This is a genomic window from Bradyrhizobium sp. 23, assembly GCF_023073295.1.
Classification (GTDB): Bacteria; Pseudomonadota; Alphaproteobacteria; order Rhizobiales; family Xanthobacteraceae; genus Bradyrhizobium; species Bradyrhizobium canariense_D.
In genome coordinates this window covers 1-26,849 of the sequence record NZ_JADPJF010000037.1, presented here as the reverse complement: position 1 = coordinate 26,849, position 26,849 = coordinate 1, and the positions used below count along the sequence as shown (strand labels likewise).

Below are 26,849 nucleotides of genomic sequence, written 5' to 3'. Positions count from 1 at the left end.
GCCACGGTGCTTTCCTTCTCCCCTTGCGATCTCACTCCTTCAGATCGTTCACGCGCCTTACCCAAATGCGTACATCGGTGAGCACGTCGGGCAGCGCCGCCTTGACCTCAGCCACGGTCATGCCGGCCTTGATGCGGGGATCGTAGAGCAGGTTGAGGATGTACTGGTCATAGACGTCGAAATAGCCCATCGAGACGTTGTCGTTGAACATGGTCCAGGGCACGCTGGCGGTGTCGTTGATCGGGCCGAGCGATTGCAGCAGCTCCTCATAGGCGCAGTCGAGGAAGGTGAAATCGCCGTTGTCGACGGTGAGGATGACGTCGGAATGCTCGATCTCGAAATTGTCGTTCTTGCGGAAGCCGGACAGGCATTGCGGATCGAGCGAGGTGCGGATCTCGCGGGCCTTCTCCGCACCGTAGAAGCTCGAGATGGTGCGGAACAGATCGCGGTCGCGCACGAGCTTCACGCGCACATTCGCCGCTTCGCTGGAGTCGATCATGGCGATGTCGAGATGCTGCACGCGCTTGCCGATGTCGGCTACGACTTTCGCGAGCTGCGCCTTGCGGTCGGCGCGATCGCTCTCGGCGAACACGCGCACCGGTCCGTCGAACTTGCGGATGCGATCGACACGGCCGGCAAGGTGGTATTCGGCGCCGAACGCCGTCTTCAGAAAGCCGTCGACGATCTCGCCGTCGGTAAAGCTCTTCTTCTCGGCGCGCTGGCGCGAAGCGATCGCGGGCAATTCGCCCGCGACGGCGATGGTAGCGGTGTCAGGCGCGAACGCGACGGTGGCGAGCGCCAGCAGCACGATGCGAAAGCCGGACGGAGACGGGGCCAATGCGCTCATTGCCAGGCGACGCTGCCGTATTCGGAACCGACGCACAAGGCCGCATATCCACGCGCCGCCGATTCTTGCTAGTTGTTCAGCACGACCACCGTGGTGCCGACCCCGACGCGGCCGTAGAGGTCGGTGACGTCGTCATTGGTCATGCGGAAGCAGCCCGAGGACACCGCCTGGCCGATCGTCTCCGGCTCGTTGGAGCCGTGGATGCGATAGAGTGTCGAGCCCAGATACATCGCGCGCGCACCGAGCGGATTTTCGACGCCGCCCTTCATGTGACGCGGCAGGTCCGGCCGGCGCGCCAGCATCTGTGACGGCGGCGTCCAGTCCGGCCATTCCTTCTTGGCGGTGATCCGGTGCACGCCGCCCCAGCGGAAGCCGTCGCGGCCGACACCGATGCCGTAGCGCAGGGCCTGGCCGTTCTGGAGCACCAGATAGAGCCGGCGCTCCGAGGTGTTCACCACGATCGTGCCCGGGGCGTAGTTGCCGTTATACATGACGGTGGTGCGGGGAACTGGGCTCGAGCCGCCGCGGAAGAAATTCGGGCCGCCGCCCATGATGTCGCGCGAGTCGAACTCCTCGGCGAAGGCGCCGCCGGCGGTCGCCGACAGCAGTGCGATGGCGGCAATCGGCGCGGCAAAATACCGGATCATTGTTCCCCCAGCAAAAAATCGATTCAACTGAAGTTACAGGCCATATTTGCGGGCTTTCCGCAAGCCACGGCCTCGTGAGACGGGGCATCCTTAACGGTTGGCGTTACCAAACCGGCAACCGCGCCAATTTGCCGGAAAGTATTAGCCAAACCAGCGCATCGCCGCGCGGGGCAGGGCGGCGACGCCGGCTATTGCTTTGACGAGACGAGCGAACAATGATTGATCGGATGGATTGTTGGAACATTGCCGGTTGCGGGAGCTGACGGATGAACGGTGCGGAAAGTCTGGTGCGGACGATGGTCAAGGGCGGGGTCGACGTCTGCTTCTCCAACCCCGGCACCTCCGAGATGCATTTTGTCGCAGCGCTCGACCGCGTGCCCGGCATGCGTTGCGTGCTCGGCCTGTTCGAAGGCGTGGTGACCGGCGCCGCCGACGGCTATTTCCGCATGAAGGGCACGCCGGCCTCGACGCTGCTGCATCTCGGCCCCGGTCTTGCCAACGGCCTTGCCAATCTGCACAACGCCAAGAAGGCGAATTCCGGCATCGTCAACATCGTCGGCCAGCACGCCGTCTACCACATCGACTACAACGCGCCGCTGACCTCCGACATCGAGGGCCTGGCCCGGCCGATGTCGTCCTGGGTCCGCACTTCGCCGGACTCCAAATCGGTCGCCGCCGACGGTGCCGCGGCGATCGCCGCCGCCAAGAGCGCGCCGCCGCAGATCGCGACCCTGATCCTGCCCGCCGACACCGCCTGGAACGAAGCGGACGGCATCGCCGAGGTTCCGGCCGAGCAGCAGCGCGCGAGCTATTCGCCGCAGGCGGTCGAGCAGGCCGCAAAGATCCTGCACGGCGACGGCGAGGGCACGCTGCTGCTGATGACCGGCAGTGCGCTGAGCGAGCAGGGCCTGGCGCTGGCCGAGCGCATCGCCGCCAAGACCGGTTGCACCGTGATGGGCCCGACCTTCCGTCCCAGGATGGCGCGCGGCCGCGGCCGCTTCTCGATCGACCGCATCCATTACGTGATCGACAACGCGCTGCAGATGCTGGCCAGGTTCCGCCATATCGTGCTGGTCGAGTCCGACGATCCCGTGGCGTTCTTTGCCTATCCGAACAAGCCGAGCATCCTCAAGCCCGAGGGCTGCGAGGTGCATCGCATGACCTCCTGGGGGGAGAATTCGGTCGCTGCACTGGAAGCGCTCGCCGGCGCGGTGAAGGCCAGCGCGAAGGACGTCAAGCCGCAGGCCGCGGCTGAGCTGCTCAAGCCGACCGGCGCACTGACCCACGCCTCGATCGCGCAATCGATCGCCTATGCGATTCCGGAGAACGCGATCCTGGTCGACGAATCCCTCACCACCGGCCGCGCCTTCTTCCCGCCGACAGCGGCGGCTGCTCCGCACGACTGGCTCCAGAACATGGGCGGCTCGATCGGCTTCTCGACGCCGCTCTCGATCGGTGCCGCGATCGCCTGCCCGGACCGCAAGGTGATCTGCATGGTCGGCGACGGCAGCGCGATGTACACGATCCAGTCGCTGTGGACGCAGGCGAGAGAAAACCTCAACATCGTCACCATCGTGTTCGCCAACCGCATCTACCAGATCCTGCGCGGCGAGTTCGACAATGTCGGCGCCGGCGAGCCCGGACAGCGCGCCAACGACATGCTGCGGCTCGACCGGCCGACGCTGGATTTCGTGGCACTGGCCAAGGGCATGGGCGTGCCCGGCCGCGCCGTCACCAACGCGGACGAGTTCAACAAGGCGCTGGCCGAGGCCGTCGCCGAGCCCGGACCGCGGCTGATCGAAGTCCAGATGTAGGGCACCGCATCAGGAGCGCCGAGGGCCGGGGGCAAGATGCAGACCGAGCTGAACAAGGTGATCGCGGCACTCCGGGACTTCTACGCACACGAAACATTCCTGTTCGAGAAGGACATCGGCGAGCGTGCCATCACGCACCGCTTCGCCGTGCATCTGGAGAAGCAGTTCTGCGGCTGGTCGGTCGATTGCAACTACGACCGGCTAGGCGAGCGTACGCTGCATCTGCCGCACGGCACCATCATCTCGACCGACGATCATCTGGGCAAGTCGATCTACCCTGACGTCGTGGTGCATCAGCGCGAGATCCCGAACAATTTGCTCACCATGGAGATCCGCAAGGCCAGCAATCACACCGCGCTCGACCACGACCAGCACAAGCTGATGGCGTTGACCGATGCGCATGTCTGGTTCGCCTTTTGGATCGGCGTGCTGCTGGTGCTGGACAAGGACAACGTGACGATCTCGGAAGTCTATGTCAGCGGCGTCCTCGATCAGCCGCTGTCGCGCTGGTTCGCCACGCGGCTGGAGGAGGTCGGCCTCGGGATGGCGCGTTAAGGCGTGTGCCGAATTGTCGCCTTTAATTCAGCTATTCCCTTGAGTCATAGCCCAAGCGCGATCTCGGCCCATTTCAGCATGCGGTCGCTATTGAGGAACGCCAGCACCGCCGGCTCGAGCGACGCGGTGGCGCCCGGTGCGAGCAAAGCCGTCGCGGCCACCATGTCGCAGCGTTGATTGAAGGCGAGTGAGAGCGCGGCCTTGGCGTTCCCCTCGACGCGATATGCCCGGCTGCGGCCGCGCATTGGACCGACAAGGATCTCTCGGCCGGCGGCCGTCGGCGTTGCCTTCCCAATCAGCGCCAGGTCGCCCATCTGCTCGAGGTCGCCGTCATCGGCAATGCCGGTGGCGCAATTGCAAAAGCCGAGCTTGGCGCGAACGTAGAGCTGGACTTCGCCGCCGCAATCCGCGGCCTTGCAGCGGAACGCTTTTCCTTTCCCCCAGGGATCCGCACCGAAAGGCCAGTCGATTTCCGTCCACACTGGGCGAACCTCGCCGGAGGTCGCTGTTGCGCGTGCCGGTTCACCGGATCGCAATATCCAGAGCGCTGTGGCTGAGCAGAACAGTGCGATGGCTGCGCTGGTTGCAACGAGCTTGCTTGTCAGGCGCATGGAAGTTGCCGCGACATCTTTGCTAATTCTGAGCCATCAACTTTCGTGCGGCCGCGAGGTCCTCTCGCGATGAGTCGCCATTTCTCGCGGTTTCGACGACTTTCGCGTAGTACTGGCGGGCCTTCACAGGATCCCCCGCTTTCTCGGCCGCGTGAGCGGCGCCGATCGTCGCGCCAAATCGGTTCGGCTCCTTGCGCATGGTGCTTTCGAACGCGACCAATGCCTCCGTCGCCATGCCGCGTTCGAGCAGCATGGTCCCGTAAAGCTCGCGTGCGGGGGCAAGTGGACCCGGCGTCACGATGGATTTTTCGGTCTTGTCTTCGGCATCGGCGGCAAGGCGCATCGCTTCCAACGCATCCGCCTGCTTCCCCAGGGCGTTGAGCTGCCAGGCTGTAGCGACCTGCCGCTGAATGTCCACGATTTCGGCCCAATAGGCGTCCTTGTCCTGCTGCAGCTTGTCCCGCAACTCCGCCAGCTTGGCGATGTCCGCCGTTGCCGCGTCTGCATTGCCGGAGCGCGCGGCGCCAAGGGCGCGGGCGAAATAGGTGATCGCATCGACATAGGCAAACCGGCTCGGCTCGACCTTCAGCGCGGCGGCGCCCTGCCAATCACCGCGCTCGACCATATAGCGCGCTTGGCTGGCTGCTATCGCGTAGGGACCGGCGCGGACAGCCGGCACATAGCCAGTGGTCGCAATCATGTCCGCGATGACCTCGCTGGCTCGGCTGTCCTGCGCAAGCTGGAGCAGCGCGTAGACCATATAATCGTCGGCATGCAGCTGCTCGCTGGGGTCTTTGCCCTCCTTGGCAGCCTTCGCGGAACGGCTATTGGCGTCGATGGATTCGTTCCAGTAGCCGACGCGCGTGAAGATGTGCGACGGCATATGCAAGGCGTGCGGTGCCGCCGGCGCGATCTCGGAATAACGCTTAGCAGCGTCGAGTCCTTGCTCTGCGATCGCCGGATAGTCATAGAGATGGATCAGGTAATGTGCGACGCCGGGATGCCGCGGCTGGCGCTTGAAGATCGGCTCCAGGATAGCGGCGCCCTTGAGCTGGTTGGCATAGGACTTGTCGTTTGGTGACGCCGTGACGTTCAGCGTAATGGCGTAGGCGATCTGCGCCTCGTCATCATCGGGATAGCGCGCGGCGACGGCTTCGGTTGCCCTGAGATAGGCCTGCGCACGCTGTCCAAACGTCGTCTTTTCGTCGCCCGAATAGAAGGCCAGCAGCGCATCGATATAGTCGCGTTCGCGTTCGCTCTTGGCGCCGAGTGCCTTCGCCTTCTGCAGCGCGGCGAGCCCTCCGGTGAGGTTTTCCTTCGGCGCGGCAAAATGCGGATTGTACAGCAGGCTCAGCGCAATGCCCCAATAGGCGATCGCGCATTCCGGATCGGCCTGCAGCGTCTCCTCGAAAATTTCCTTTGCGGGCCGGTACCAGAACGAGTGCTGATAACGCATCCCGCGATCAAAGCGGCGCTGCGCCACCTCGTTGCAGGAAGTCTGGAAGTGCACCTTGCCAAATTGCTCATCGGCCCCGTCTTCCGCGCGTGCGGCGGGCGTGCCGGAAATCGAGCCTAAGGTAGCGAGGGCGAGAAGAGAGACGGTTCTCAAGGCGAGCGCGCGCATCGGCCCCTCCGTTTCTGTTCAGAATAAATCTGGTCAGATGGCGCCGATAAAACCGAGGGCGCCGAAGTTCGTACTGCTGAGATCGGCAATGGCAATTGCGTTGTTGAAGGATTTCTCCATTCGCGATGCGAGTCAACAGGAAGCGGACGGATTTGCGTTAGGGAAGCACGCCTGCCAGGATCCATCCGCCCGCGCGTCGAGGCGAGTGGGTCACAAGGCCGCTCGCACGACGAGCGGCCTTGCATCATCGACCGTCATCCCCTCAATGCAGCGGATCGCCCTGGCCGAGCGCGTAGGCGACGAGGTCCTTCAGCGCGAAGCTGGAGCCGGTCACCGGCGTCCATTGCGGGTCGAGCGACAGCACGGAGGAATTATCTCCGAACATCATGCCGAGGAAGACTTCGGCGACGATGCGACCGCCCACCGGTCCGAGCTGCGGTGTCTTGACCGTGGCGGGCCCACCAGTCGCGGAGATTGGCACGTCGGTCATGTTTTGCCGCGCCTCGGCCAGGATGTAAGCCCACAGCGGACAGTTGCCGGCGAACGCGCCGTTCGCGATGCTCGCGATCTTGACTTGCGGATCGCCCGTCCCGGGCTCGTCGACGGCCTTGCCGATGATGATCTCGTCGTCGCTCAGCGGCGTCAGGTTCATCGCCCTGGCGACGGCCTGGCCCGACGGCAGTCCGAGCCGCCAGCTGCGCTCGAGATTGCGCAGCGCCAGCGACGCCGGATTGGACGCGACTTCCGGCGGCAGCTTGCGCAGCGGGTCCACCAGCGAGGCATCGATGCGATAGGCAAACTGCAGCCGCCTCTTGTTGTCGGGATTGGTGTCGACGTCCTCGACCCCGTAGGGGCGCGTGTCGAGATCGATGAAGCGGCCCCAGTCCATGGCGCGTCCCGGTCCCATGGCGCGGAAGCCGGTCAGTGCGTTGTGGTCGGGATTGTTGGGATCGGGGAAGATCTGCAGCAGCATGTTGGCCGCGTCGTTCAGCCGGTATCCAGGGCGGATCATGGAGTGCCCGAGCCGGTAGGCCGCGACCGAGAACTCGACCGGCATGAACGGATAGGTCTTCCAATGGTAGTAAGCGAGCTTGCTGCGATCGTAGTGACCCGCGGTCTTCAGCTGGTCCAGCACGCTGGCGTGGACGATGCGCGGCAGGAAGTCGTTCAGCACCACATACTGATAGTGGAATCGAACGCGCTGCTGCACGTCTTCGAACGACAGGCTGTCATTGTCGTCGACCATGCGGTTGTGAAAGCGCAGCATCAAGGCCTGGAATTGCGAGACGATGCTGTTCTCGTCGTTGCGGGGTCGCCGATCAGCGCGCGGCCCTTGAAGCGCGGCAAATCGACCGCATCGGGCACGCCCGCGCCGGTGACCTTTTCGCCGAGGCGGAACTTGATGCCGTCATACATGTAGGGCTGGTCGTTCGGACCGCGGCCGTAGACATTGTCCATGTCGAGCGACGGCGTGCGGAAATCGACGAGACCGTCGGGGTCCTGCTGCTTGGTCAGCGAGCTGACCGGATCGAAGGTGATGTCGTGGTCGATGAACTGGCCGAAATAAGTGTAGAGCGAGGGAATGCCGCTCTCTTCCGCGTCCGGTCCGTCCTTCGGCCCGTCGAAGCCGGCGACCATCTTGTCGGCGAGCGCCGACAGGTTTGCGATCGTGTTGGAATCGTTCGGGCCGAATTTGGCCGGTGCGAGCTTGCGGAACATGCGGCCGAAGCGGCCTTGCGAAAGCGGCGAACGCGTTGCGTTCAGACCGCGCGGAACAATTGCGTGGCGGCTGCTCATTGAAACACCTTCCTGAAAAGTCGAATGGAAAGATCGGGCTAAGGTTTCTCGCGCTGGAGTTTGCAGCCTAGGCGCGATCACGCCTGCCACGAGCGAGATGGATCACAATTGCCCGGTATCGAAATTTTCGGAAGGTGCGCCTTTGGCCCGCAAGCCACGGCTGCGCATCGTGAATTTCTCGGTGCTGATGACGGATAACATTCTCGTCATCGACGGACGCAAGCGGCTTCGCACAGTTTCAATTCGCCGGCACGTCGGCGAAGCGGGTCGTCTTCACGCAAAAATTGTGGCGGCGCGCGCGTCATACGCGCACGCCGCCAATTCGTCAGTAGTCGCGCTGCTGCGAGAACGCGTAGCGCGGGTTGATGCCGCAATAGGACGACGTGCCGGAGGCGGTAGCGAGGCACTGCTGATAGCTGGCGAACTGGCAATTGCCGGGATAGCCCCACGAGCGGCCCTGGATGCAATATCGATCGTTCGCAGGATGTGCCTGGGCTGCCGGGGATGCTACGGCGAGCAGGGCCGCGAGCGATGCGAGAGTGAGGATCGTGCGACGCATGTCAGTCTCCTTCGAGAGCGAGTGGGTGGGAATGTCAGCGAGCCTGGCTCGTCTGTTGCGCAGTCATGCCTGTATTGGTGTCGCCAGAATGCTTTGCGTTCGCGACAAGGCGCATCATGACGCAGCCTGCTGCCGGCAATGTGATCTCGGCCACAGTTCACCATGGGGTTCGAGCCCATCGTGAACGGACTTGCACGCGTCGATCCCGCAGAAATACGCTTGCCTTATTCGGATCAGGTATTTTGGAGGTTCTAATGCAGAAATCATACTTGCTGGCTGCGACAGCAGCGCTGGCGCTTCTCATGCAGACACCGCTCGCGTTGGCGCAGGGCGCACCAGCCGCCGCCGGAACCGCGGCGCCTGCGGCGACAACCGCCGCGCCGGCAGCGACGCCGGCAGCGCCGGGCGCAACCAACGACACCTCCAGCCAGCCGACCGACTCCAAGAAGAGTGCGTCGAAGAAGCCGGCGAAGAAGAAGATGACGCGGCAGCAGGAGATCGATCACTCGGTCGACAGCGGCACGGTGCCCGCGCGCTACCGCAGCTCGGTGCCGAAGCAATACCAACAATACATTCCGTTCGATAAGCAGTGACGGATCGCACGGCAGCGCGGCGTGATCGGGCATCGCCCCGCCAATGCCATCACGTGAAATAGGATCTTGGCCGGACGGAATCCGGCCATACATCCCCAGTGGCGGTCCGCGCGAGCGGTGCTAGAGTAGGTCGAAGCCTGGGGGGAGTAATGAGTGACGACGTGAAGGATGCTGGCCTCGTGGCCATGATCAGCAGCATCCTGGGAGGCAACAGGCGCGCCGCAGAAAGCATTGCGCCGCCGCCGCTCATCGAGGTTCCGCCGCCGACCGCGCCGACGAACGGATTTGAGCTGGTCGAGCCGCCCGCCGCCGATACGCCGCCGGCCAACCTCGAGGGCAAGCCCGAAACAAATTCCGAGAACGCGCCCGATGCGGCGCTGGCCCCCGCGAAGCCAGTCGAGCCGCCAGCGAAGATCGCCACGACACCTGATGGCAAGCAGTTGCTGCCTGCTGAAGCGATCGCCGATCTCGTCCTGGGTGAGTTGCGCAAGCTCGAGAATTTTCCGGCGACCGGCGCCTCCGTCACGGTCTACGGCTACAGGCACTGGAACGCGATGATCACCTTCGCGCCGTTCTCGACCACGTTCCGGGATGCCACGCGGTTCCGGCAGGCCATGCCGGACATCGTTTTCAAGCTGCGCCGTTTCGTCGTACTTGAGATATGATCCGGGATGATCGCCAGCTTCTGCCCGCCGCGATTGCTTGCGGCGCGAAGGCGCGGGCCGTGAGCCCGAACAGTTCGACAGGATTTTCGACTTGAGCGTTGCCTTTACCAAGGAAGAGAGCGCGGAAACCGCCGCCGAGACGCTGTTGCCGGATCGGCCGATCTCGCCGCATCCAAACCTCGTGACGGAAGCAGGCTTGCAGGCATTGCAAAAGCAGCTTCAGGACGCGCGCGAGGCCTATGAAGCCGCGCAAGCCATCGAGGACGTCAACGAAAAGCGCCGGCAGTCGGCGGTGCCCTTGCGTGACGCCCGCTATCTCACCGAACGGCTGCGCACGGCGCAGGTCATTCCCGCCCCGGCCTCGACCGATGTCGTCGCCTTCGGCAGCACGGTGACCTTCAGCCGCGCCGATGGCCGCGTGCAAACCTATCGCATCGTCGGCGAGGACGAAGCCGATCCCAAGGCCGGCACGATCTCATTCGTGGCACCGGTGGCGAAGTCGTTGATGGGGAAGGCGGTCGGGGATGTCGTGGGGTCCGGTGCGCAGGAGATCGAGATTTTGTCGATTGGGTAGGGGGCGTTTATCGATGGTTTCCGCTGTGTCCGCGCAACAAGGCGCGATAGCTGGATGAGGCGGTTTCTATCGGGAGCATTGCCGTTTTACGCGCTGGCCGGGTTGGCCATGTGCATGTACCTCGTCCTGTACAGGACAAACCTCTTCGACCTGAACGCCATCGTCCAGGATGCGACCGGTTCGGCGTGGTTTCCGGCTTTCATATTCGTCTGCGTGCTGCTGGAGGCGGTCTTCCCGTATTTTGGCTATTTCCCCGGAACCGCTCTCATCTTGATGTCCGTGGCGCTCAATCCGAAGCCCGCGGACGTCTCCGTTTTCATCGTGGCATGGCTGGCCATCATCCTGGGCGCCGTCCTGAGTTACGGACAGGCTCGTTTTTTCAGACCGCTGTTGCAGCGAGTTGCCTCAAAGGCGGCACTGAACCGGTGTGAGTCCCTCCTCGACGCCTACGGTCCTTACGCGCGCATTGCGCTGTTCGTTCATCCTAACGCCTGCGCGATGTATTTCACGGCACTCGGACTCCTCGGCCGCAAGCTGACGCGCGAGCTCGCCTATCTCGGCGTGGGTGCAGCAGCCTCCGTGGGCATTCTGTTCGTCGTGGTGACCAGACTTGTGTCGTCCGTAGGCACCACGGACGATGGAGAATTGCAGCTGCTGCTGGCCGCAGCGCTGGTTATTATCGGCACCCTGGTCGGTTTGTACGCAGCCTGGCGACCGGCGCGGGTTGCGTGAAGCTTGATGCGATCGCGCTTCAGGTCCCCGCGATGATGCCATCATGCCGGTGTTTTGCCCGACGAGTCAAATTCTATTTCGGAAAAGTCGCAATCCCGTAACTCATTGATCCGACTGAGGTCGGCTACTGTGCATGGGGTTGTTTTCGCTGTTTTTGATTTGGACGGGTGAAGACAGCCGCCGAGCGTCGGTTATCTTCCGCAGCAAATTATGGTTCAGGAAGGTGAATGGTGGGCGCACAAGGGATCGAACCTTGGACCTCTCCCGTGTGAACCACAACTGGTGGACTGTAGCCAACCTAATCCAGCCATAGTTTTATTGCAAAAGTCCTTGTAAGGTAAGGACTTGTGGCCATATTGGACCATCCGTGGCCTCGGTTGGCCTTACCACATGGTGTATGTCCCTGCTGTGCCCTTCGGAGGATTTCCCTTAGGGCACATTAACTGGGAACGCGAAGGCAATGGCTTGTGGTCCATTTCTTCTAGGATCGCCGCGACCCGTCTCAGGGCGCAAGGAGCGAGAGCACAAACGATGGAAAAGAGTAAAGAATCTCTCAGAGCTGAAGGAACGACGAACTACCTGAGACTCACTGACGCGGCCATCCGTGCGGCGACGCTGCCGCCGGGCAAATCGCAGCACTATCTGCACGACACAGAGCAGCCGGGGCTCGCGATCAGGATGCGCGCGACGGGTGGCAGGACCTGGGTCTTCATGTTCACAAAGCCTGGGACGAAAGGCACCCAACGCAAGACGCTGGGTGCATGGCCCAAATTCAATGAGAAGGCCGCGCGCAGGGCCGCCACCGTCGTCGCTGGGGAGGTGGTCATTGGGATCGATCCCAATGAGGGCAAGCGCGAGGCGAAGCGGCAAGCGCTGGCCGAGCGGCAGTGCACGACACTGGCGACCTTGATCGTTGAAGATGGCCCCTACGAAATGTCCCTGACCGGGCGCCAGGTCGTCAACTGGAAACCGTCTATGTCGGCACTCCGACGCGGTCTGAAAGATCATTTCGACCTCGCCATCGCCGAGCTCACGCGACGGCAAATCATGGCGGCGGTGGACAGGATCGGCAAGACCGGCAAGCGCGGCGCAGCAAAGGACTTGCGCAAGCACACGCACACGTTCCTCGAATGGTGCGTCGGCGAAGGCTACGTCGAGCACAACGTGCTCGCCGGCTATCGCGTGCCCAAGGAGACGCGCGCGCAGCGGGTCGGGCGCCGAACGAAGGGCCGGGCGCTGCCCGACGAGGAGATCATCAAAGTCTGGCACGCATCCGGCAAGCTTGGGACTTTTGGGCTATTGACACGAATGTGCCTGCTTGGCGGCCCGCGCCGCAGCGAGCCAGCCATGATCGAGTGGCAAAATCACGTCATGGATGACCGCATCACTTTCGAGGCAGCATGGACCAAGATGGGCGTTTACCACGACGTGCCGCGTACCCACCTCGTTGACGAGGTGCTTACGGCCGCAAAACATTTCCAGCGTGCGACGTCGGACTATGTCTTCCCGTCACCGAAGACCGGCGGCCAGATGTCGGGCTTCACAAACTTGGTCGACCGCCTGGTCAAGGAAGCGGGTGTCGCCAAGTTCACAATGCATGACTTAAGGCGCAGCTTGCGAACCATCATGTCACGCTGCGGCTATGACAACGAAATCCAGCGGTTGTGTGTCGGGCAAAAGCCGCGCGGGATCGATCAGGTCTACAATCATGACGAACAGTGGATCATCCGCAAGATGGCGTTCGAAGCTGCTCATGACTACATCGCGGAGTTGGTCGGCGCTAAACGGGGAGGCAAGGTCGTGCGCCTGCAGCGGACGAATCCGCTCGATCCCATCAAGGCCGAATTGCTTGGCCGTCTTCGCGAGCATTATGCGGCTGCGACGACTTAGTTGTCTCATCGCGTCCGGCCAGATAGTCGCGCACCGCATCAACTCGGTAAAGCGGGCGGCCATCGATGTAGCGCCATTTCAGCGGGTGGTTCGGATTGCGCCGCCATAGCTCCAGGGCTCCAGGCGTGCGCCGGATCACGGCGGCCGTTTCTAATGCCGTTAAGTTTGAGCTGCCCGGCAGCGAATCGATATCGAACGTCGCGGGCGGCGGCATGCCGCGATTCTTCCGAGGTCGCTTCATGGTGCGGAGCGTCTCCTTCAAGTGGCCCATCGTCAACTCTCACGATTGAAGCGAGCGAGGCTCTTGTGTATTCGCCTGGTCGCTTCTTGGGCGGGGACGTCAAGAGAATCAACGCAGTCGTCGAACTTTCCCTGTCGAGTGCCGCCGATTTGACCATCATGCTCCGGTTGATGTTGCATAGGAACACGTTTAATTGCGCGTCGTAGGATTGGATATCAACGCGAATAGAAGAAAAGTTGCTGGTACTAGCCGAGACCACTCCGCTCGCATTGCGGCCCTGCGAGTGGCCACGTCAGCGGCCCGGTCACGCCCGCAGGCTATTGGCCGTCATGGGAAGCATGTCGAAGAATGAAAAACGAATTGATAGGTAGTTCGACGCTTCGTAGCTACATCGAGGCGGGCCGGCGGACATCGGAATTGATTTGGCAATATGGACTTGCTTGGCGCCAAAGGCGCCTCACGGAAACGACTCGGCACGACGCCACTAGGACGGCGCGTCATGGAAGAACTTCGATGATCCATCTACCGACCGCTTTCAACTGGCGTTCCATAAAAGCGACGCACCGCGTTCCAGGATCGGGTTCGTTCGCTGGCGGCCATTCCTATGCGCCCAATGCACGCGAGCGCCATGGGAATCTGTGTCAACCTGGCGATAAGATCTGGCTCCTTCATCGCGTCAGGCGCATTAGCCCCAAGGGCCATTCTGGCAGCAGAGTCAACAGTTCAGACGACATTGCCGCTGGAACAAGATATGTTTAAGGATCATTGTCATAAGAAGATCTGTTTACGTTTCGCTTGACTGCGATGTGTGATCTGTTTACATATCATTTGGGTGTTAATGATCCGAGAACATATCATGGCTTCGGCTCCAAACCCGCTGCTCGAGGAACTTGGCCTGCACTTTCGCAGAGCGCGAAGGGCTGCTGGCCTCTCCCAGGAGCAAGTCGCCCTCCGGGCGAACATTAGCAGGCCCCGCTATCGCGACATTGAAACGGGGGTCGCTGCAGCGCGCGCAACGACACTCGTCAACGTTGCCCGCGCCCTTGGCATGGAAATGATGCTGATTCCGCAAGCGATGGTACCGGCTATTCAATCAATGCTGCAGCCAGCTACGGGCGATGATGACCATCCTGCGTTCACGTCAGATGTTGAGGAGGAGCATGAATAAGCCTGTCCTCGCGGCTGAACGTATCCAATCGCTCGACATCTCATTAAACGATCTTGCCGTCGGCACGCTCGTGCGAACGCCGGGCGACTACAGCGCATTCAATCTCTTGCCCGCGTATCGGAGCTTGAACGACCCTCCGATCTTCAGCCTGTCGCTTCGCTCGGCAGATGGCAGCCTCCGCCGGGATCCCAAACCCATACGCGGCGCGCTGCCGCCGTTCTTCGCGAACTTGCTGCCCGAAGAGAAACTGCGCGAAGCAATGGAAAAGCACCACGCAGCGTCAGTAAGACCTGGAAACGACTTCGATCTCTTGGCAGCACTGGGGACAAATCTACCGGGAGCGGTACGAGCGTTGCCGAGCGACGGCGTTCCCGTTCCGGCCGGGCCAGAATCAGAAGGCAAGAAGAAGGCGCGCTTTTCGCTCGCCGGTGTCCAGATGAAGCTCTCCGTCATCAAAAATACCGGAAAAGAAGGGGGGATCACGCTCGCCGTCGACGATGAGCAAGGGCAGTATATCGCGAAATTTCCCTCCCTCACCCACATTGGGCTTTCGGAAAACGAATTCGCGATCCTAGCCTTAGCGGAAGCGCTAGGGATGGAAGTGCCTGCACGTGAGCTCGTCGAAAAGACGGATTTCGCCGGCATTCCGGAAGAGTTTAACACCATGTCCACGGGCAAAGTGCTTCTTGTCCGTCGCTTCGATCGCGGTGCCGATGCAGCGCGCGTGCATATGGAGGACTTTGCACAGGTCTTCGGCCGCTATCCGTCCGAGAAATATACCGGTGCGGCGTATCACAATATCGCGGCCGCGCTGAACAGCGGTGTCTCGTTCGATTCCGCGATCGAATTTGTCCGTCGTCTTGCGCTCACCGCGATCACGGGCAATGGCGACATGCATCTCAAGAATTGGTCGTTACTGTATCCTGGAGACGGACGGAGGCCTACGTTGGCGCCAATCTACGACGTGCTCTCAACAATTTCGTATATCCCGAAAGATGGTCTGGCATTGAGCCTTGCGGGCGAAAAGTCATTTAAGGCCCTGACTCCAGAGCGCTGGCGCAATTTCGCGAACCGCAGCCGTCTTCCAGAGGGGGCAGTGGTGACGGCTGTAGCTGAGACCGCGGCGGCCGTGCGCGACAGATGGTCAGTTCTTCCAGAACGCGACGTCGTGCCTGGGCAGGTTCTCGAACGGATCGATGCACATATCGACGAAATGGTACCCATCCTTGACCCTTAGACGCGGCACTGATTGCAGCACGACCTGGGCTGATCAAGAACCAAGAATATATGAGGATTGCTGGATGCGAAACAATTCAGCTTCACATGGATTGTGGGCTCTCACCGCGCCACCGGCGCCAGACACTGTTCCCCTCGCCAGTGACACCGCAGCGGATGTGATCGTGATTGGCGCTGGATATACCGGGCTGTCGTCTGCACTTCATCTCGCCGAAGGAGGGGCGCGCGTCGCGCTGTTGGAGGCGTCCGAAATTGGGTTCGGCGGTTCGGGCCGGAACGTCGGTCTGGTTAACGCGGGCATGTGGGTGATGCCTGACACCCTTCCGGATACGCTCGGCGTCCCGTTCGGCGAACGGTTGATTGAACAACTCGGCCGTGGACCGCAAAAGGTGTTCGACCTCATCCAAAAGCATGGCATCGAATGTGAAGTGGAACGTGCCGGTACCCTGCATTGTGCCGTCGGACGTAAGGGCTTGCAAGAGATCGAGGCCCGCGCCGAACAGTGGCAGAAGCGTGGCGCCCCTGTCGTAGTGCTAAATGCAGATGAGACACGCAGGAAAGTCGGCGGTGGCGAATACAGCGGAGCGCTGCTCGATAAGCGCGCCGGGACGATACAGCCGCTGGCCTATGTGCACGGTCTAGCGAGAGCCGCGCTTGCAGCGGGGGCTAGGATATTCACACAGAGCGAGGCTGTTACTGCGCAACACAACGGCCTGCGCTGGAGGATTAGCACAGAAAGCGGATCGGTAGATGCGGAATGGGTGATCGTTGCGACGGATGCCTATGGTAAAGGACTTTGGTCGCAGGTACGGCAGGAGCAGATCCATCTGCCCTACTTCAACTTTGCTACAGGTTCTCTGCCGGATGGTCTGAGGAAGTCGATCCTGCCTGAACGGCAGGGAGCGTGGGACACTCGAGAGGTCCTCTCTTCATTTCGCTTGGATCGCTCCGGGCGCCTCGTGTTTGGCAGTGTTGGTGCCCTTGAGGGTATTGGCGCATCCGTTCACCGGGCATGGGCTCAGAGATCGTTGCGTAAGCTGTTTCCGGGACTTCAGCATGTCGAGTTTGAAACCGGCTGGTTCGGCATGATTGGAATGACCTCGAACAACCTGCCGCGCTTTCACGAGCTCGACCGCAACGTCGTTGCTTTCAGCGGTTACAACGGTCGCGGCATCGCACCTGGCACAGTCTTTGGCAGTGTGTTGGCTTCGTACGTTCTGGGTCAGATCGCGGAGAACGATCTTCCGCTGCCGGTCACTGCCGTTGAACGGCGACGCTTTCGTGCCGCGCGGGAAGCCTTCTACATCGCGGGGTCCCAACTTGTTCACCTATTGGAGACCCGGTTCTGATTACTCAAACGAGTTCGCCAAGTATGGGACTGTCATCGGCATGCTCATGACTCAACTTCGCGCTCCGACGGCCATTGACCTCGATCTGTTGCTACGAGGCGAGATTTTTTTGTGTTCTGTACGTTCAGTCGAGCTTCACACGCGAATTTAAACGCTGGCGACGGCCTCTCTTTGGCGGCGGTATAGACCGTGCTGTCATCGGAGCGACGGGTGCTAAACTCGTCCGAACTTCGAATGAAAACGAGGAAATCATGTCGCGTTATTTCTCCGCCCCAGAGGTAGATGCCGGCCTCGACTATCCCAGGTTGATCGATGCCCTAAGCGAAGCCGTCCGGCGCGGCGGAGAAGCGATGCCAGTGCGGCAGAGCTATAATGTTGGTACCGCTGCAAGCCCAGGTCGTCTCCTGACAATGTCGGCTTGGGAGCGGGGCAAGGCACTCCGCGTGAAGCTGGTGACCGTGTTTCCGAAGAGCGGGCATGCGGTCTCCCTGCCTTTCCTCGCTTTACATGCTGTTCGACGGCAACCGGCCGGCCGCGCGCAAATTTCGATGGCGAAAAACTCACTAATCGGCGTACAGCCGCCGCCTCCGCGCTCGCATCACGACATCTCTCACGCCCCGACAGTCGCACGCTGCTGCTGATTGTAACCGGCCTGCTCGCCTCCTATTTGGCCGTTGCCCATCGCGCAGTTAGGCCGATTGAAGCCGTGCTGGTCTGGGGATGCAATGCGCAACCTGTCTAAGCTCTCGCGGACACGCTTGAGCATCAGGGTCTCAAGGCGAAACCGGCTGCTGATCTGACGGACGCTCTCTCGGTGGCGGACATCGTTAGCTGCGCCACCACGTCACGTGAGCCGCTGATCGTAGGCCAGCACCTCAGGCCAGGAACACATCTCGATCTCGTCGGCGCATTCACACCAGAAATGCGTGAGACCGACGACGATGCTGTTTGCCGCAGCCGCGTGTTCGTAGATACTATGCGGGTGCCCCCAAAGAAGCCGGTGATCTGCTCCAGCCGATTGCGGGTGGCCGGTGGGACGCCTCAATGATTTGTGGGGATCTTCATGAGTTAACCAATGGTTTGAAGTCTGGCCGCCTTTCGCAGCAAGAGATCACTCTCTTCAAGTCTGTTGGGGCCGCAATCGAAGATCTTGCGGCTGCGAATCTTCTTACATGAGAAATACAATGGTTTTGAAAAAACACGAGATCGCGTATTAACACTGATGTGCGCCTTCATGCGAGGTTGCCGACTCTGAAGTGTTTCGCCGAAGTCAGATCGAGGCATGTAAGCGCGAAGAATGCTGACGCCCTAGGCGAATCACTGTTGACGCATCATGTAGCTGATAGCGCGAATCATCCTGTACGCAGATTTTCTGCGGATACCTCGCCTGAGCTGCCAGTCTTGATCTCGAACCTGATCAAGGCCCCCTCTGCAAGACGGTGTAGCCGGCCTTCTCGACCGCCCTATGTGCACGAAAACGTCGGCTCCGCCATCATCCAGCTTGATAAATCCATAGCCTGGGTCGCGTTTAACCACCTTACGATGCCAGTCGTCACTAAGTATCTCCAATTCCAAATGACGGGATCTACCTAATGGCTAGAGAGGGATCAAGTCCGTACTCGTTGCCAACGTGCGATCTTGTCGCCGCGCAACATGAACCGGCAATAGCAAGCAGCTTCGCGGAACGGTTAGACTGAGCGCGCCCTTGGCTACTTCCGGCGGCGAAGCCTGCGAATCGCGCTGTGTGAGAATTCTGGGTATCGAGAGCTGAAAATTCACGTCGTCAACCAAACTCAGGCAACGCGACCGCCGCAGATGTTAGCGGCATCTGCCGGAGCCCGCGCTCGGCTTCAAAACAAGGACCTGAAAAGTAACGGTAGTGCACGGATCGTCCCGCGATTCGGACGCAAATTCAGAATGTCCTTTCGGATTTCGGGAGAGGCCCTTTGATGTTTTTCCCGGGCCGTTCGGCACGACTTGCCGGCTGTCCAGCATCGAAGCTGATCCTGGACAGGCCAGTGCTCCACGAAGGCGAGCCCACATTTCCCGAAGAGACGCAGCCAAAAACTCGCGAGAGTGAGTTTCCAATCAAAGGTCACGACAGAGCAAGAAGATTGAAAACTACCATACGCGCGTGAATGTATCGGCACCCTTCAACTTGCCGGGCTTGCCGTTCTTGTCAACGTAGAACAGCGTCCATGAGGTCGGCATTTGAGACCCGTTGAGCTTTCCAACCCACCGGGTGAAGGAATTGCACTGGGCAAAGGTAACAACAAAATACAAGCCAGCAGGGCTAACGGCTCCCGATGCAGGATATGGAATGCCCTGGCACGCAAACCCTTGAGCATGGTTTGTGAAAGTCCCTTGTATTGCCCCGCTATTGGCGGACCAAACAAAAAGTTCTGAACCTCGTTCATTCTTCCAGTACGAGGGGGCAGGAAGCCCCTGTGCGATGGCCTCGGCGGAAAGGAAGAAGGAATGGGCGAGCAGCAAGAGTCCCAGAAGTCTCTTCATATTGAAGCCCCAAAAGAGGTCACTTAAAGGTCGCAACGTGGATCATCTAGCGTGATACAACTTGAGGTCATATTCACTGCCATTATCTCGCGTTCGGCATAGGAATGCGGCGCATATACCCGAAACCACGCTGGATCGCGGCGTAGCCGACGCTGTCCAGCCCTCGGCGCTTCTCATCCTCGAATCGGTTCGCCTGGGCGGCCGAGCGCCGAGCCGGTGCTCGGTTATTTTGATGTGCCACGCCTGTGGTCGTCGGAGGAGATGCGGAGAGTAGAGGTCATTGTCCACGAGCTGTATCGGATCGGGCAATCCGCGCCAGGACTCCGACGCGATCGAATGAGCTGCGCCGGGCAATGGGGAACCCACGGCCGTCGACAGCGCGGGCGGACCCAGGCCGATCGAGCAGAAAGACGGCGCCTAACAAGGACAAACGCTGCTAATCGCCATGGTTGCAATGGTAAAGTTCCCGCTGACTGGGGGCAACATGGTTAAGGCATTTCGCAATGCGGTCATGGCACTTACTTTTGTGGGAGTTGCCGGCTGCAACATGTTTTGGAATTTCATGAATGACTATATGGTCTGCGGCCTTGCGCTGGCGGCTTCAGTGACAACCGGCTTTTGCGTTGAGCGCATCTTCATCGAGCGGTCCCGTCGGGAGATGATCCGCCTCTACGGCGCGGACTGGCATTCGGCGGAGAACCGACAGCTCGACTCATGAACGCAAACCCGTCGCCCGCCGTCATTTTCATCATTGGCATTCGACCCGAGGAGCCTGGCCCGATGATTAAACCGGTCCATCCATTCCGGTTCGCTCGCATCGAGCGCCTGCGAGAGCTGCTTGAACGAGACTACCGAATGGCAGTTGACCCGAATACGGGCGTGAGCACCACGAAGCTGGTGAGACCCGATCCGCAGCTGCTTGATGCAGGTTTGGTACTCGATCGTGATCCAGAAGGGTGCGAGCTGGGTCCTTGGTTGAGAGCCTGCGAGCGCTACGGCACGCAACCGGTCGATACGCCCGAGTAGCATCACGATCTGGAAGGGCGACCACCACAAGCTGGTAGGGGGCGATTAGACGCGCCCGTGCATCCACCATCCCGCATCACCAAGAGCGGACTTTTGGATTCCATACGCAACAGAATGTTGCGGTTGAATCGAGGTGGATTTGTATGCCGGCTGGCAAGGCTCACGTCGCGAGCCCACGACACTCCAGAGCGTCTTCGCCTATCCGCCGCTGGCGCACCGTATCAGCTCTCGTTTTGAATGCAACGCTGGCTCGGCCAGACGTGAGTTTGTGCGTGCGTTCGAGGCCTATCGGTCGCGAAACCTTCACGTCCTTATCAGCTACAGTGACACGATTCATTCCGATCGCGGATCTCGCGAAGCTCAATGAGAAAGTCCTCGCGGATGATACGGTTTTATCTGAGCGCATTCCACGTCATTCCCAAGGAGCGAGATTGGGCATTCGGCTAGTCAGGGGGCAAGTGATTGAATTTGTGCTCGTTGCGCGTCCGTAGAGCTTCACTGGATTGTCCGGTCTCACAACCTCATTTGCTCAGCGGGGGTCATTCCTGGCCAAATGAGCCGCTTCTCGTAGAAGATCACTGCATATCCGTGCAACATCCCTTCCCTGCGGCGAACATAGCCAGCGCTCTCATAAAGTCTTTGGGCCCCTACTTGGATCGTTGTTGTATCGAGCATTATCCACTTGAAACCGAGAGCAACAGCTCGCGACTCCAATTCACGAAGAACCCTCCTTCCAAACCCTCGTCGCTGAAAGACGGGGTCGACCCGCATACGTTTTAGTTCTGCGACATCATCATCAAAAGGTTTCAGCCCACCCATGGCAGCGAACCGGGGACCAATATGCGCAACTACGAAGTCACCGCCCGAGGCGATGTATACTTCCCCGATATTGCGTAAATCATCCTCCCAAGCCCCTTCCGGGCCACACACACCAACATCCTGCGATGCGCTTCTGTGCAGATGCCATGCATCATCGCTATCCCCGGACTCGAACCGACGAAGGATCAGTTCGTCTTGAGACATCGACTATTACCTCTCGACCGGTGGCGGACGTCTGCGCCTTTGTTTTTAGCCACGCAGAGACCACCGTCGGCTTACGGGCGCGCCTCTGTCAACAGCCGCTGAGAAAGGACAGCCTCAACACTTTCCGATACCTCAACTCCGACAACTGGACGACCCGGCTCAACCGTATATTTTAAGGCCGTACTACGATGCATCCGGGTAAACCGATCCAGTGCACAAACACAGGACGTGCGCAGCGTTCCGATTTCGCCGCCGTGATGCTCCACGACTGGCGAAATGGTCGCAACCCTGGGAAAGTCCGCTTTCCCCTTTAGCCAACGTGGCTTGAGCGGTGCACTCCCTTTGCCTGACGACAGCCAGCGGAATACCTCGTGAATGCATCTCTGCGGATAATATTCGGACAGCCGGTACAGATCCCTATAAAATTGCGGTTTGTGGTGGAAGAGTTCTTCACCGACCAGTAGCACCGAGACCGCCACGATACCGGCCGAGAAGCGGCCGCTTGGACCAAGCGTATTCTTATAAGGATTCTTTCCGTAAAACACACGAAATTGGCCAAATAAGTCCGGCGACATATGTTCATAAAAGCGCGTCAGAACATTGTTTGCTGACTCAAGGCGCTCCAGGCATGTCGCAAGACATTGCCCCGCATCCACGTCGGCCACATCACGCAACTTGAGCAGAGCGTCCATTGCTGACTGCAATTCGCTCTCGATGATCTGGTGGCCCAAGCAAAAATCTCGCTCCTCGACGCCGGCCGCGCCGAGGCAGTATACGCGTGGATCGTTCTGCAGCGGATTCGTAAGGATCATATCTTCATAGGAGAGGACCTCAATGCCAGGCCGCCGTTGACAAGTCGAGCGCGCAAGGCGGATCAGTACATCTCCCACCGTCAGCTCGGCGTCCACGGGATGAAGGCCGGCAAACGCAGACATCTGATAAGCACAATTTACGAGATATTGGATGTCTGTCTTAGCGATCTCGAATTCCGACTGCGGCAGACTTAGCAGCTGCGCTTCATAGTCCGCCTCCGCAATCATCGCGTTGATATTACGCCCAAGAGCCTTAACCGCTTCATCTGGTCGTTCACTGCATTTGATCTCCGCAATGCAGTGCGGCAGTTGATCGGCGACAAAATTGCTGACAAGCCCAAGCGGGCGTTCTCGGTGCCGGCGATCAATGCTATCGGACAGATGCGAAAATATGTCCTCCGCCTGGCAGGGCGAGCCTTGCGGGGTGGAAACGGAAAAAGGAGCGACCATAAATGAGCGCGCACGCGACTTCATCGAAACGCAACTTGCATTTCGGCACTTGACCCGTATCGTGCGGCCGGTGAGTAATCGTGCTTTTCGAGCAGATCAGTTCGTTTGTCTATTATCCTGCTGTCGTTGTACGCGACCCGCTCGAGTATATTGTTCGAGAAGAATAGCAGCGATACGGCGCCCGAATTGATAGTGCCGGCGGCAGTTAGCGAAAGCAGGCCGTTCGAAATGCAGATGAGTCCTGCCTCATTCAAGAGTTCAAGCTCGCGGCCAAAGCATTTCTCAATGGAAACCCCAAACTCCCGCTCGAAGCGGGAGAGCAACACCCCACTGCTACGCAGGGCAAACATTACCGTTCTGCGCATGAGATCATCTTGCGACAGGACAACACCCTTCCACACAGGCTTCTCGCCCGCCTCAACCCTATATAGGTAGCGATCTAAATCTGCCTCGTTATAGAACTGGCACTGGCTCATGTAACCAAACCCGGCAACCCCAAACGGGACCAGATTATTGTCGTTCCAGGAATCGTATTTGCGGCTCTGTTGAATTGAGTGCGGCTGCGACTGCTTACTCCAATAGAAAATCGGCCCATGGCGATAGCCGAGTTTCGTGAGGATGTGCTCGGCCATAAAATGCATGATAATGCGCTCCTTAGCCCCGGCAAATTGATATCGTCCCCTAGCCAAATGGCGGGCTACGGGGTCTGTAGATTTAAACATCAATGGGAATACATTGAACTTCTCTATTCCCATATCCAGTAAGCCGATAAGTGAGTCGTACCAGCTCCGGAGCGTTTGCTGCGGCAACCCATACATGAGATCAAGCGACAGATTCTGAACGCCCATCTCATTCAGTAACTTTACTAGTTGTACTACCTCGTCCACGTGGTGCCCGCGGTTCAATATGCGTAAAATGCGCGGATCTAGACTCTGAACGCCCAATACGAAGCGGTTTACGCCGGCTCTAAGCAGTGTGGATATGCGATGTGCAGCGTCCGCTTGCTTTGCAAGAGAGGGATGCAATTCGAAACTCACTTCCGACTTAGACAGGTCAAAGCGCCGGCTAATCATGCCAAATAGCGTTTCGAGTTGACGGTTGGTTAAGAACGAGGGAGTGCCGCCTCCAAAAAAAGCAGTCTCAACAGCTCTGCCACCGAGCGCTGCGTCCGACCAACTCATCTCTTTATCTAAAGCCGCCAGATAGCGCTCCACTCGCCCGGAAGATGGATTGATTTCCTTGGCGAAGTGGCAAAAGGTACAATACTGATCGCAGAAGGGGATGTGAAAATAGAGATCAATTGACGACGAAACCTGAAGCAACAACTTTTCGGCATTCAGGTCGCCCATTGCCTTGAGAGGCGGATATGTGCCGACAAGATAATCGTTGTGCATGTCAAGGTGCAAATTCCGTGACCTCAACATGTCAAGGTTAATGTCGTACGAGCGGTCGATCGCGAATTCCAAGGCCTCGGAATAGGACGGCGCACGCATTTTTTTAAACTCCTCTAGCTTTCTTGTGAAGGCAAGGCCCGATGGCAGCTTCGTTGCTCGTGTCACATCGCGCTCTTAAGCTCGGGCTCGATACTGAAGTCGTGCAATTCGATCAGACGCGGATTTGTCGGCTCCTACTCGACGCAACCACCGTAGAGCAGACCGAGTGTCGCCATCCGCTCGGGGACACGCGGGATGATTATGGTTCGGCGAGGAAGACAGATGCCGTGGCCGAATGTCCTTCGGGCGTTGCGAAACGGCACCGAGAAAGACTTCAGGGGCTGAGGAGTGCGAATACTGCTGGAGAAAATGGTGCTCCACCTTCGAGTGTGACCCGCGCCGGGTCGGGCGCCGAGCTCGATCTGCTCCAGCGTGCCATTGAACAACTTCTGTCCGCTCCCCTCTTCGACAGGAAGCGCCCATTGCTCGAGACCAAGCTTGATTTGGTTTCCTCCCGGTCCGACGCCAACATTCGCGTGCCGCTGCATGCATTCGACACAGAGCCGCCCAAACGTGTCACACTGGTTCGGATTTGCTCGGGAGTAAGCGCGCTCAATGCTAGTCGTGTCTGGTGGTCTTGAGAGTTACCCGACGCGAAGAACGACAGCGGCACCCGCGAGGGACGCGGCAAAGCTTTAGGCGGGACCGCACTCAATAGCGCAGGTCCAAGGCATTGAGTCGAGCAAGTTTCATTTGAACTCCTGGGCCGGCGAATGCGAGATCGTCATGGTCGTGCGGATGCATTTACGGTGTCCCAGCAATACACGTGCCACTAAAGACATTTGCGAGCCTGGCTTGAAGAGGGCAAAACCATGTGCTTCGTGTCCACCGACGGAATACTCGCGCCTCAGTGTCTGGTCCCGGACATTAACGTCTTCAGCCGGACACGGCTGAACACGACAACGCGGAATGTTGAATGACGTTGGCGGCCTCTCATGCCGAACTCGAACATCTGCTCCAACGGCCACCTTACGACCGAATCGCCCGGCTCATAAGGCAGCGTCCCGGCACGTGACGGATATGCAAATGAACTCGTCGCTTTCTTGCGGCGCGGTGAGCGACTTCGATCTATTGGCAGCGCTCGGCGCGGACTTGCCAGGCGCGGTGCGTGTCGTACCGAGCGACGAGCTCGGGCGCAGAGCATCGGCGCGGCCGACTCTTCGGTCAAGGTACCGTGGATCATTCTGCCCGGTTTCATTGATCTCCATGACCATCTCACCTGGAATATCCAGCCGCGATGACTGACCGGCCGGAGTTTAACAATTGCTAAGAATGGTAGGATTCGCGGAATAGGACTGCTTGCTGAACAATCCGCACTGCCGGGCAATCCCGACTTTGGCCTGCGAAGCGGAGATGTACGCGGAGATCAAGGCGCTTGCCAGTGGGGCGACCTCGGTCCTCGGGGATTGCTGAGCAGCGATAAGAGCTCTGCAGACCATCCGTGCGTGCGGGACTTGCCCGAAATCTGGATAGGGGGGTGCCGGCTTCTCGCAAAGCAACCGGTCTCCGACCGGCCTTGCGCCGGGCAGCCTCAACCTGCACGCACCAAACCCATTGGCACTTGCTGCGGAACGCGCCTCTGTGCAAGACAATTCGTCCCAGAACGGCAGTAAGGAAACCGCACTGTGACAGCTTCTCTTGATGGCGAAATTCGCGACGGCGGCCATCATATGCAGGTCCGCGTCTATTTCGAAGATACTGACTCCGGTCAGATTGTTTATCACGCAAATTTTTTGCGCTTCATGGAACGCGGTAGAACGAATTACTTGCGCCTGCTCGGAACCACTCAGCAAGCGCTACTCAGAGAAGCCAAGAAAGATGCGCCCGGCTTTGCCTTCGTTGTCCGCTCCATGACGATCGATTTTCTAAAACCGGCGGTCTTGGATGACCTGCTTGACGTCGTCACAGTCCCGCAAGAGGTGAGGGGAGCGTCGATTGCGTTGCTGCAGGAATGCAGGCGCGGAGACGATCTCCTAGTCACGGCGCGTGTACGCGTGGCGTTTATTTCAGCCGGAAAGGCGCAGCGCATCCCGAAGTCGCTGCGGCTCGCTATGGAAGGGCTTCGATAGATCTGCCGCTTAGTTCAAGCTTTTAGCTTCCAGCGCCCCACTGAAATCAAGTCATTAAGCTTCTGTTGCGACCTAGTCAAACGAGTGTTCGGGGTAATCGGCATCCAATCGGGGCTCTGACGCATATTCGATGATCGTGATTGTTTTTATGGCGCGCCAATCAGCCTAGCCTGAAGAAGATCGAGCTTAGCGCGCCCGTACATCTGCCGTTCGACCAGCTTGAGCTTGGCGATGTGAGCTTTCACTTGGCCATTGGACCATGGTTGCGTAATAGCGGCGTGCACCGCGCCCTTATCGTTGGCGATCCCATTCGCGAACGACGCAATGAGGCTCCGCTTGGATTCATCAATCCGAGGTTCGAGCTCCATCTCGGCCTCCTTCGGATGATCGCCTGGAGAGCTTGGGCATCGGCCAGCATAGGAAAGTTTTGTTCGATGACGGCAAGCGTGACGGTCTCGGCCTTAGTTAGGTGGTCGGCTTAGCACTACTTTGGCAGATTGTTGATTTTGCCGCGATTTATAGGATTCCCGAATCAATTGTTCAATGATTCATGGGTGGTC

General features: G+C 59.5%; 24 protein-coding genes and 3 pseudogenes. 15 read left to right on the top strand and 12 right to left on the bottom strand.

What is annotated here, in order from left to right:
* Positions 1–31: 31 nt before the first annotated feature.
* Complete coding sequence (locus tag IVB32_RS06080; RefSeq protein ID WP_018453696.1) at positions 32–847, bottom strand: DUF2927 domain-containing protein; 816 nt, start codon at positions 845–847, stop codon at positions 32–34.
* A gap of 68 nt (positions 848–915) precedes the next feature.
* Entirely contained in the window at positions 916–1,494 is a 579-nt protein-coding gene (locus IVB32_RS06075) for a L,D-transpeptidase (RefSeq protein ID WP_007596474.1), read from the bottom strand.
* A 266-nt stretch (positions 1,495–1,760) separates the two neighbouring features.
* On the opposite strand from IVB32_RS06075, the gene IVB32_RS06070 reads away from it, so the two are divergent.
* Complete coding sequence (locus IVB32_RS06070) at positions 1,761–3,308, top strand: acetolactate synthase large subunit (RefSeq protein WP_085349553.1); 1,548 nt, start codon at positions 1,761–1,763, stop codon at positions 3,306–3,308.
* Positions 3,309–3,344: 36 nt separating this feature from the next.
* Positions 3,345–3,863 carry a hypothetical protein gene (locus IVB32_RS06065; RefSeq protein ID WP_018453698.1) on the top strand — a complete coding sequence of 173 codons (519 nt, stop codon included), beginning with the start codon at positions 3,345–3,347 and terminating at the stop codon, positions 3,861–3,863.
* A gap of 44 nt (positions 3,864–3,907) precedes the next feature.
* On the opposite strand, the gene IVB32_RS06060 is transcribed toward IVB32_RS06065, so the two are convergent.
* From IVB32_RS06060 to IVB32_RS06040, 4 genes and pseudogenes are all read right to left on the bottom strand, one after another.
* Positions 3,908–4,345, bottom strand: a complete 438-nt coding sequence (locus tag IVB32_RS06060) for a hypothetical protein (protein WP_247361033.1) — start codon at positions 4,343–4,345, stop codon at positions 3,908–3,910.
* 151 nt (positions 4,346–4,496) lie between these two features.
* The gene (locus tag IVB32_RS06055; protein ID WP_018453700.1) at positions 4,497–6,098 is read right to left on the bottom strand and encodes a hypothetical protein; all 1,602 of its coding nucleotides are present in this window, start codon (positions 6,096–6,098) and stop codon (positions 4,497–4,499) included.
* Positions 6,099–6,360: 262 nt separating this feature from the next.
* Positions 6,361–7,895 (bottom strand): annotated as a pseudogene (locus IVB32_RS06050) (heme peroxidase family protein).
* Positions 7,896–8,220: 325 nt separating this feature from the next.
* Complete coding sequence (locus IVB32_RS06040) at positions 8,221–8,454, bottom strand: DUF3551 domain-containing protein (RefSeq protein ID WP_007596464.1); 234 nt, start codon at positions 8,452–8,454, stop codon at positions 8,221–8,223.
* Positions 8,455–8,708: 254 nt separating this feature from the next.
* Here IVB32_RS06040 and IVB32_RS06035 point away from each other — a divergent pair, with 254 nt between their 5' ends.
* The 5 genes from IVB32_RS06035 to IVB32_RS06015 all read left to right on the top strand — a co-directional run bounded on the left by IVB32_RS06035 (position 8,709) and on the right by IVB32_RS06015 (position 12,908).
* Positions 8,709–9,047 (top strand): hypothetical protein, encoded by a 339-nt coding sequence (locus IVB32_RS06035; RefSeq protein ID WP_018453701.1) that lies wholly within the window; start codon positions 8,709–8,711, stop codon positions 9,045–9,047.
* 149 nt (positions 9,048–9,196) lie between these two features.
* On the top strand, positions 9,197–9,712 hold the full coding sequence (locus IVB32_RS06030; protein WP_018453702.1) for a hypothetical protein: 516 nt from the start codon (positions 9,197–9,199) through the stop codon (positions 9,710–9,712).
* Positions 9,713–9,803: 91 nt separating this feature from the next.
* Entirely contained in the window at positions 9,804–10,286 is a 483-nt protein-coding gene (gene greA, locus IVB32_RS06025; RefSeq protein ID WP_026232577.1) for a transcription elongation factor GreA, read from the top strand.
* 54 nt (positions 10,287–10,340) lie between these two features.
* A complete protein-coding gene (locus IVB32_RS06020; RefSeq protein ID WP_247296109.1) occupies positions 10,341–11,018 on the top strand; it encodes a hypothetical protein in 678 nt (225 codons plus the stop codon).
* 531 nt (positions 11,019–11,549) lie between these two features.
* A complete protein-coding gene (locus tag IVB32_RS06015) occupies positions 11,550–12,908 on the top strand; it encodes an integrase arm-type DNA-binding domain-containing protein (protein ID WP_247358126.1) in 1,359 nt (452 codons plus the stop codon).
* Here the strand turns inward: IVB32_RS06015 and IVB32_RS06010 are convergent.
* Complete coding sequence (locus IVB32_RS06010; RefSeq protein ID WP_083926328.1) at positions 12,853–13,179, bottom strand: hypothetical protein; 327 nt, start codon at positions 13,177–13,179, stop codon at positions 12,853–12,855. The two genes, IVB32_RS06015 and IVB32_RS06010, sit on opposite strands and share 56 nt — an antisense overlap.
* Before the next feature lie 826 nt (positions 13,180–14,005).
* On the opposite strand from IVB32_RS06010, the gene IVB32_RS06005 reads away from it, so the two are divergent.
* The 5 genes and pseudogenes from IVB32_RS06005 to IVB32_RS42650 all read left to right on the top strand — a co-directional run bounded on the left by IVB32_RS06005 (position 14,006) and on the right by IVB32_RS42650 (position 18,078).
* Positions 14,006–14,317 carry a helix-turn-helix transcriptional regulator gene (locus IVB32_RS06005; protein ID WP_247358095.1) on the top strand — a complete coding sequence of 104 codons (312 nt, stop codon included), beginning with the start codon at positions 14,006–14,008 and terminating at the stop codon, positions 14,315–14,317.
* Positions 14,310–15,554: a type II toxin-antitoxin system HipA family toxin gene (locus IVB32_RS06000; protein ID WP_247282436.1), complete on the top strand. Its 1,245-nt coding sequence runs from the start codon at positions 14,310–14,312 to the stop codon at positions 15,552–15,554. The genes IVB32_RS06005 and IVB32_RS06000 overlap by 8 nt, the downstream gene beginning before the upstream one ends.
* A gap of 64 nt (positions 15,555–15,618) precedes the next feature.
* Positions 15,619–16,902, top strand: coding sequence for an FAD-binding oxidoreductase (locus IVB32_RS05995; RefSeq protein ID WP_247282435.1), 1,284 nt, complete (start codon positions 15,619–15,621; stop codon positions 16,900–16,902).
* Between the two features lie 418 nt (positions 16,903–17,320).
* Positions 17,321–17,950, top strand: a pseudogene (locus IVB32_RS05990) (hypothetical protein).
* Complete coding sequence (locus tag IVB32_RS42650; RefSeq protein WP_253075303.1) at positions 17,947–18,078, top strand: hypothetical protein; 132 nt, start codon at positions 17,947–17,949, stop codon at positions 18,076–18,078. Before IVB32_RS05990 ends, IVB32_RS42650 begins: the two are co-directional and overlap by 4 nt.
* A 945-nt stretch (positions 18,079–19,023) precedes the next feature.
* On the opposite strand, the gene IVB32_RS05980 is transcribed toward IVB32_RS42650, so the two are convergent.
* Positions 19,024–19,416, bottom strand: coding sequence for an avidin/streptavidin family protein (locus IVB32_RS05980; protein ID WP_039798703.1), 393 nt, complete (start codon positions 19,414–19,416; stop codon positions 19,024–19,026).
* Between the two features lie 484 nt (positions 19,417–19,900).
* Here IVB32_RS05980 and IVB32_RS05975 point away from each other — a divergent pair, with 484 nt between their 5' ends.
* Positions 19,901–20,134 (top strand): hypothetical protein, encoded by a 234-nt coding sequence (locus IVB32_RS05975; RefSeq protein ID WP_247358096.1) that lies wholly within the window; start codon positions 19,901–19,903, stop codon positions 20,132–20,134.
* 62 nt (positions 20,135–20,196) lie between these two features.
* Positions 20,197–20,442 carry a hypothetical protein gene (locus tag IVB32_RS05970; RefSeq protein ID WP_247282434.1) on the top strand — a complete coding sequence of 82 codons (246 nt, stop codon included), beginning with the start codon at positions 20,197–20,199 and terminating at the stop codon, positions 20,440–20,442.
* 513 nt (positions 20,443–20,955) lie between these two features.
* On the opposite strand, the gene IVB32_RS05965 is transcribed toward IVB32_RS05970, so the two are convergent.
* The 3 genes from IVB32_RS05965 to IVB32_RS05955 all read right to left on the bottom strand — a co-directional run bounded on the left by IVB32_RS05965 (position 20,956) and on the right by IVB32_RS05955 (position 24,220).
* The gene (locus tag IVB32_RS05965; protein ID WP_026232583.1) at positions 20,956–21,465 is read right to left on the bottom strand and encodes a GNAT family N-acetyltransferase; all 510 of its coding nucleotides are present in this window, start codon (positions 21,463–21,465) and stop codon (positions 20,956–20,958) included.
* Positions 21,466–21,536: 71 nt separating this feature from the next.
* The gene (locus IVB32_RS05960; RefSeq protein ID WP_247282433.1) at positions 21,537–22,751 is read right to left on the bottom strand and encodes a hypothetical protein; all 1,215 of its coding nucleotides are present in this window, start codon (positions 22,749–22,751) and stop codon (positions 21,537–21,539) included.
* A complete protein-coding gene (locus tag IVB32_RS05955) occupies positions 22,748–24,220 on the bottom strand; it encodes a coproporphyrinogen-III oxidase family protein (RefSeq protein ID WP_247358097.1) in 1,473 nt (490 codons plus the stop codon). Before IVB32_RS05955 ends, IVB32_RS05960 begins: the two co-directional genes overlap by 4 nt.
* Before the next feature lie 1,625 nt (positions 24,221–25,845).
* Here IVB32_RS05955 and ybgC point away from each other — a divergent pair.
* Entirely contained in the window at positions 25,846–26,289 is a 444-nt protein-coding gene (gene ybgC, locus IVB32_RS05950; protein WP_026232585.1) for a tol-pal system-associated acyl-CoA thioesterase, read from the top strand.
* A gap of 146 nt (positions 26,290–26,435) precedes the next feature.
* On the opposite strand, the pseudogene IVB32_RS05945 reads toward ybgC, so the two are convergent.
* Positions 26,436–26,630: pseudogene (locus IVB32_RS05945) on the bottom strand (ISL3 family transposase); the annotation flags it as partial.
* Positions 26,631–26,849 lie beyond the last annotated feature (219 nt).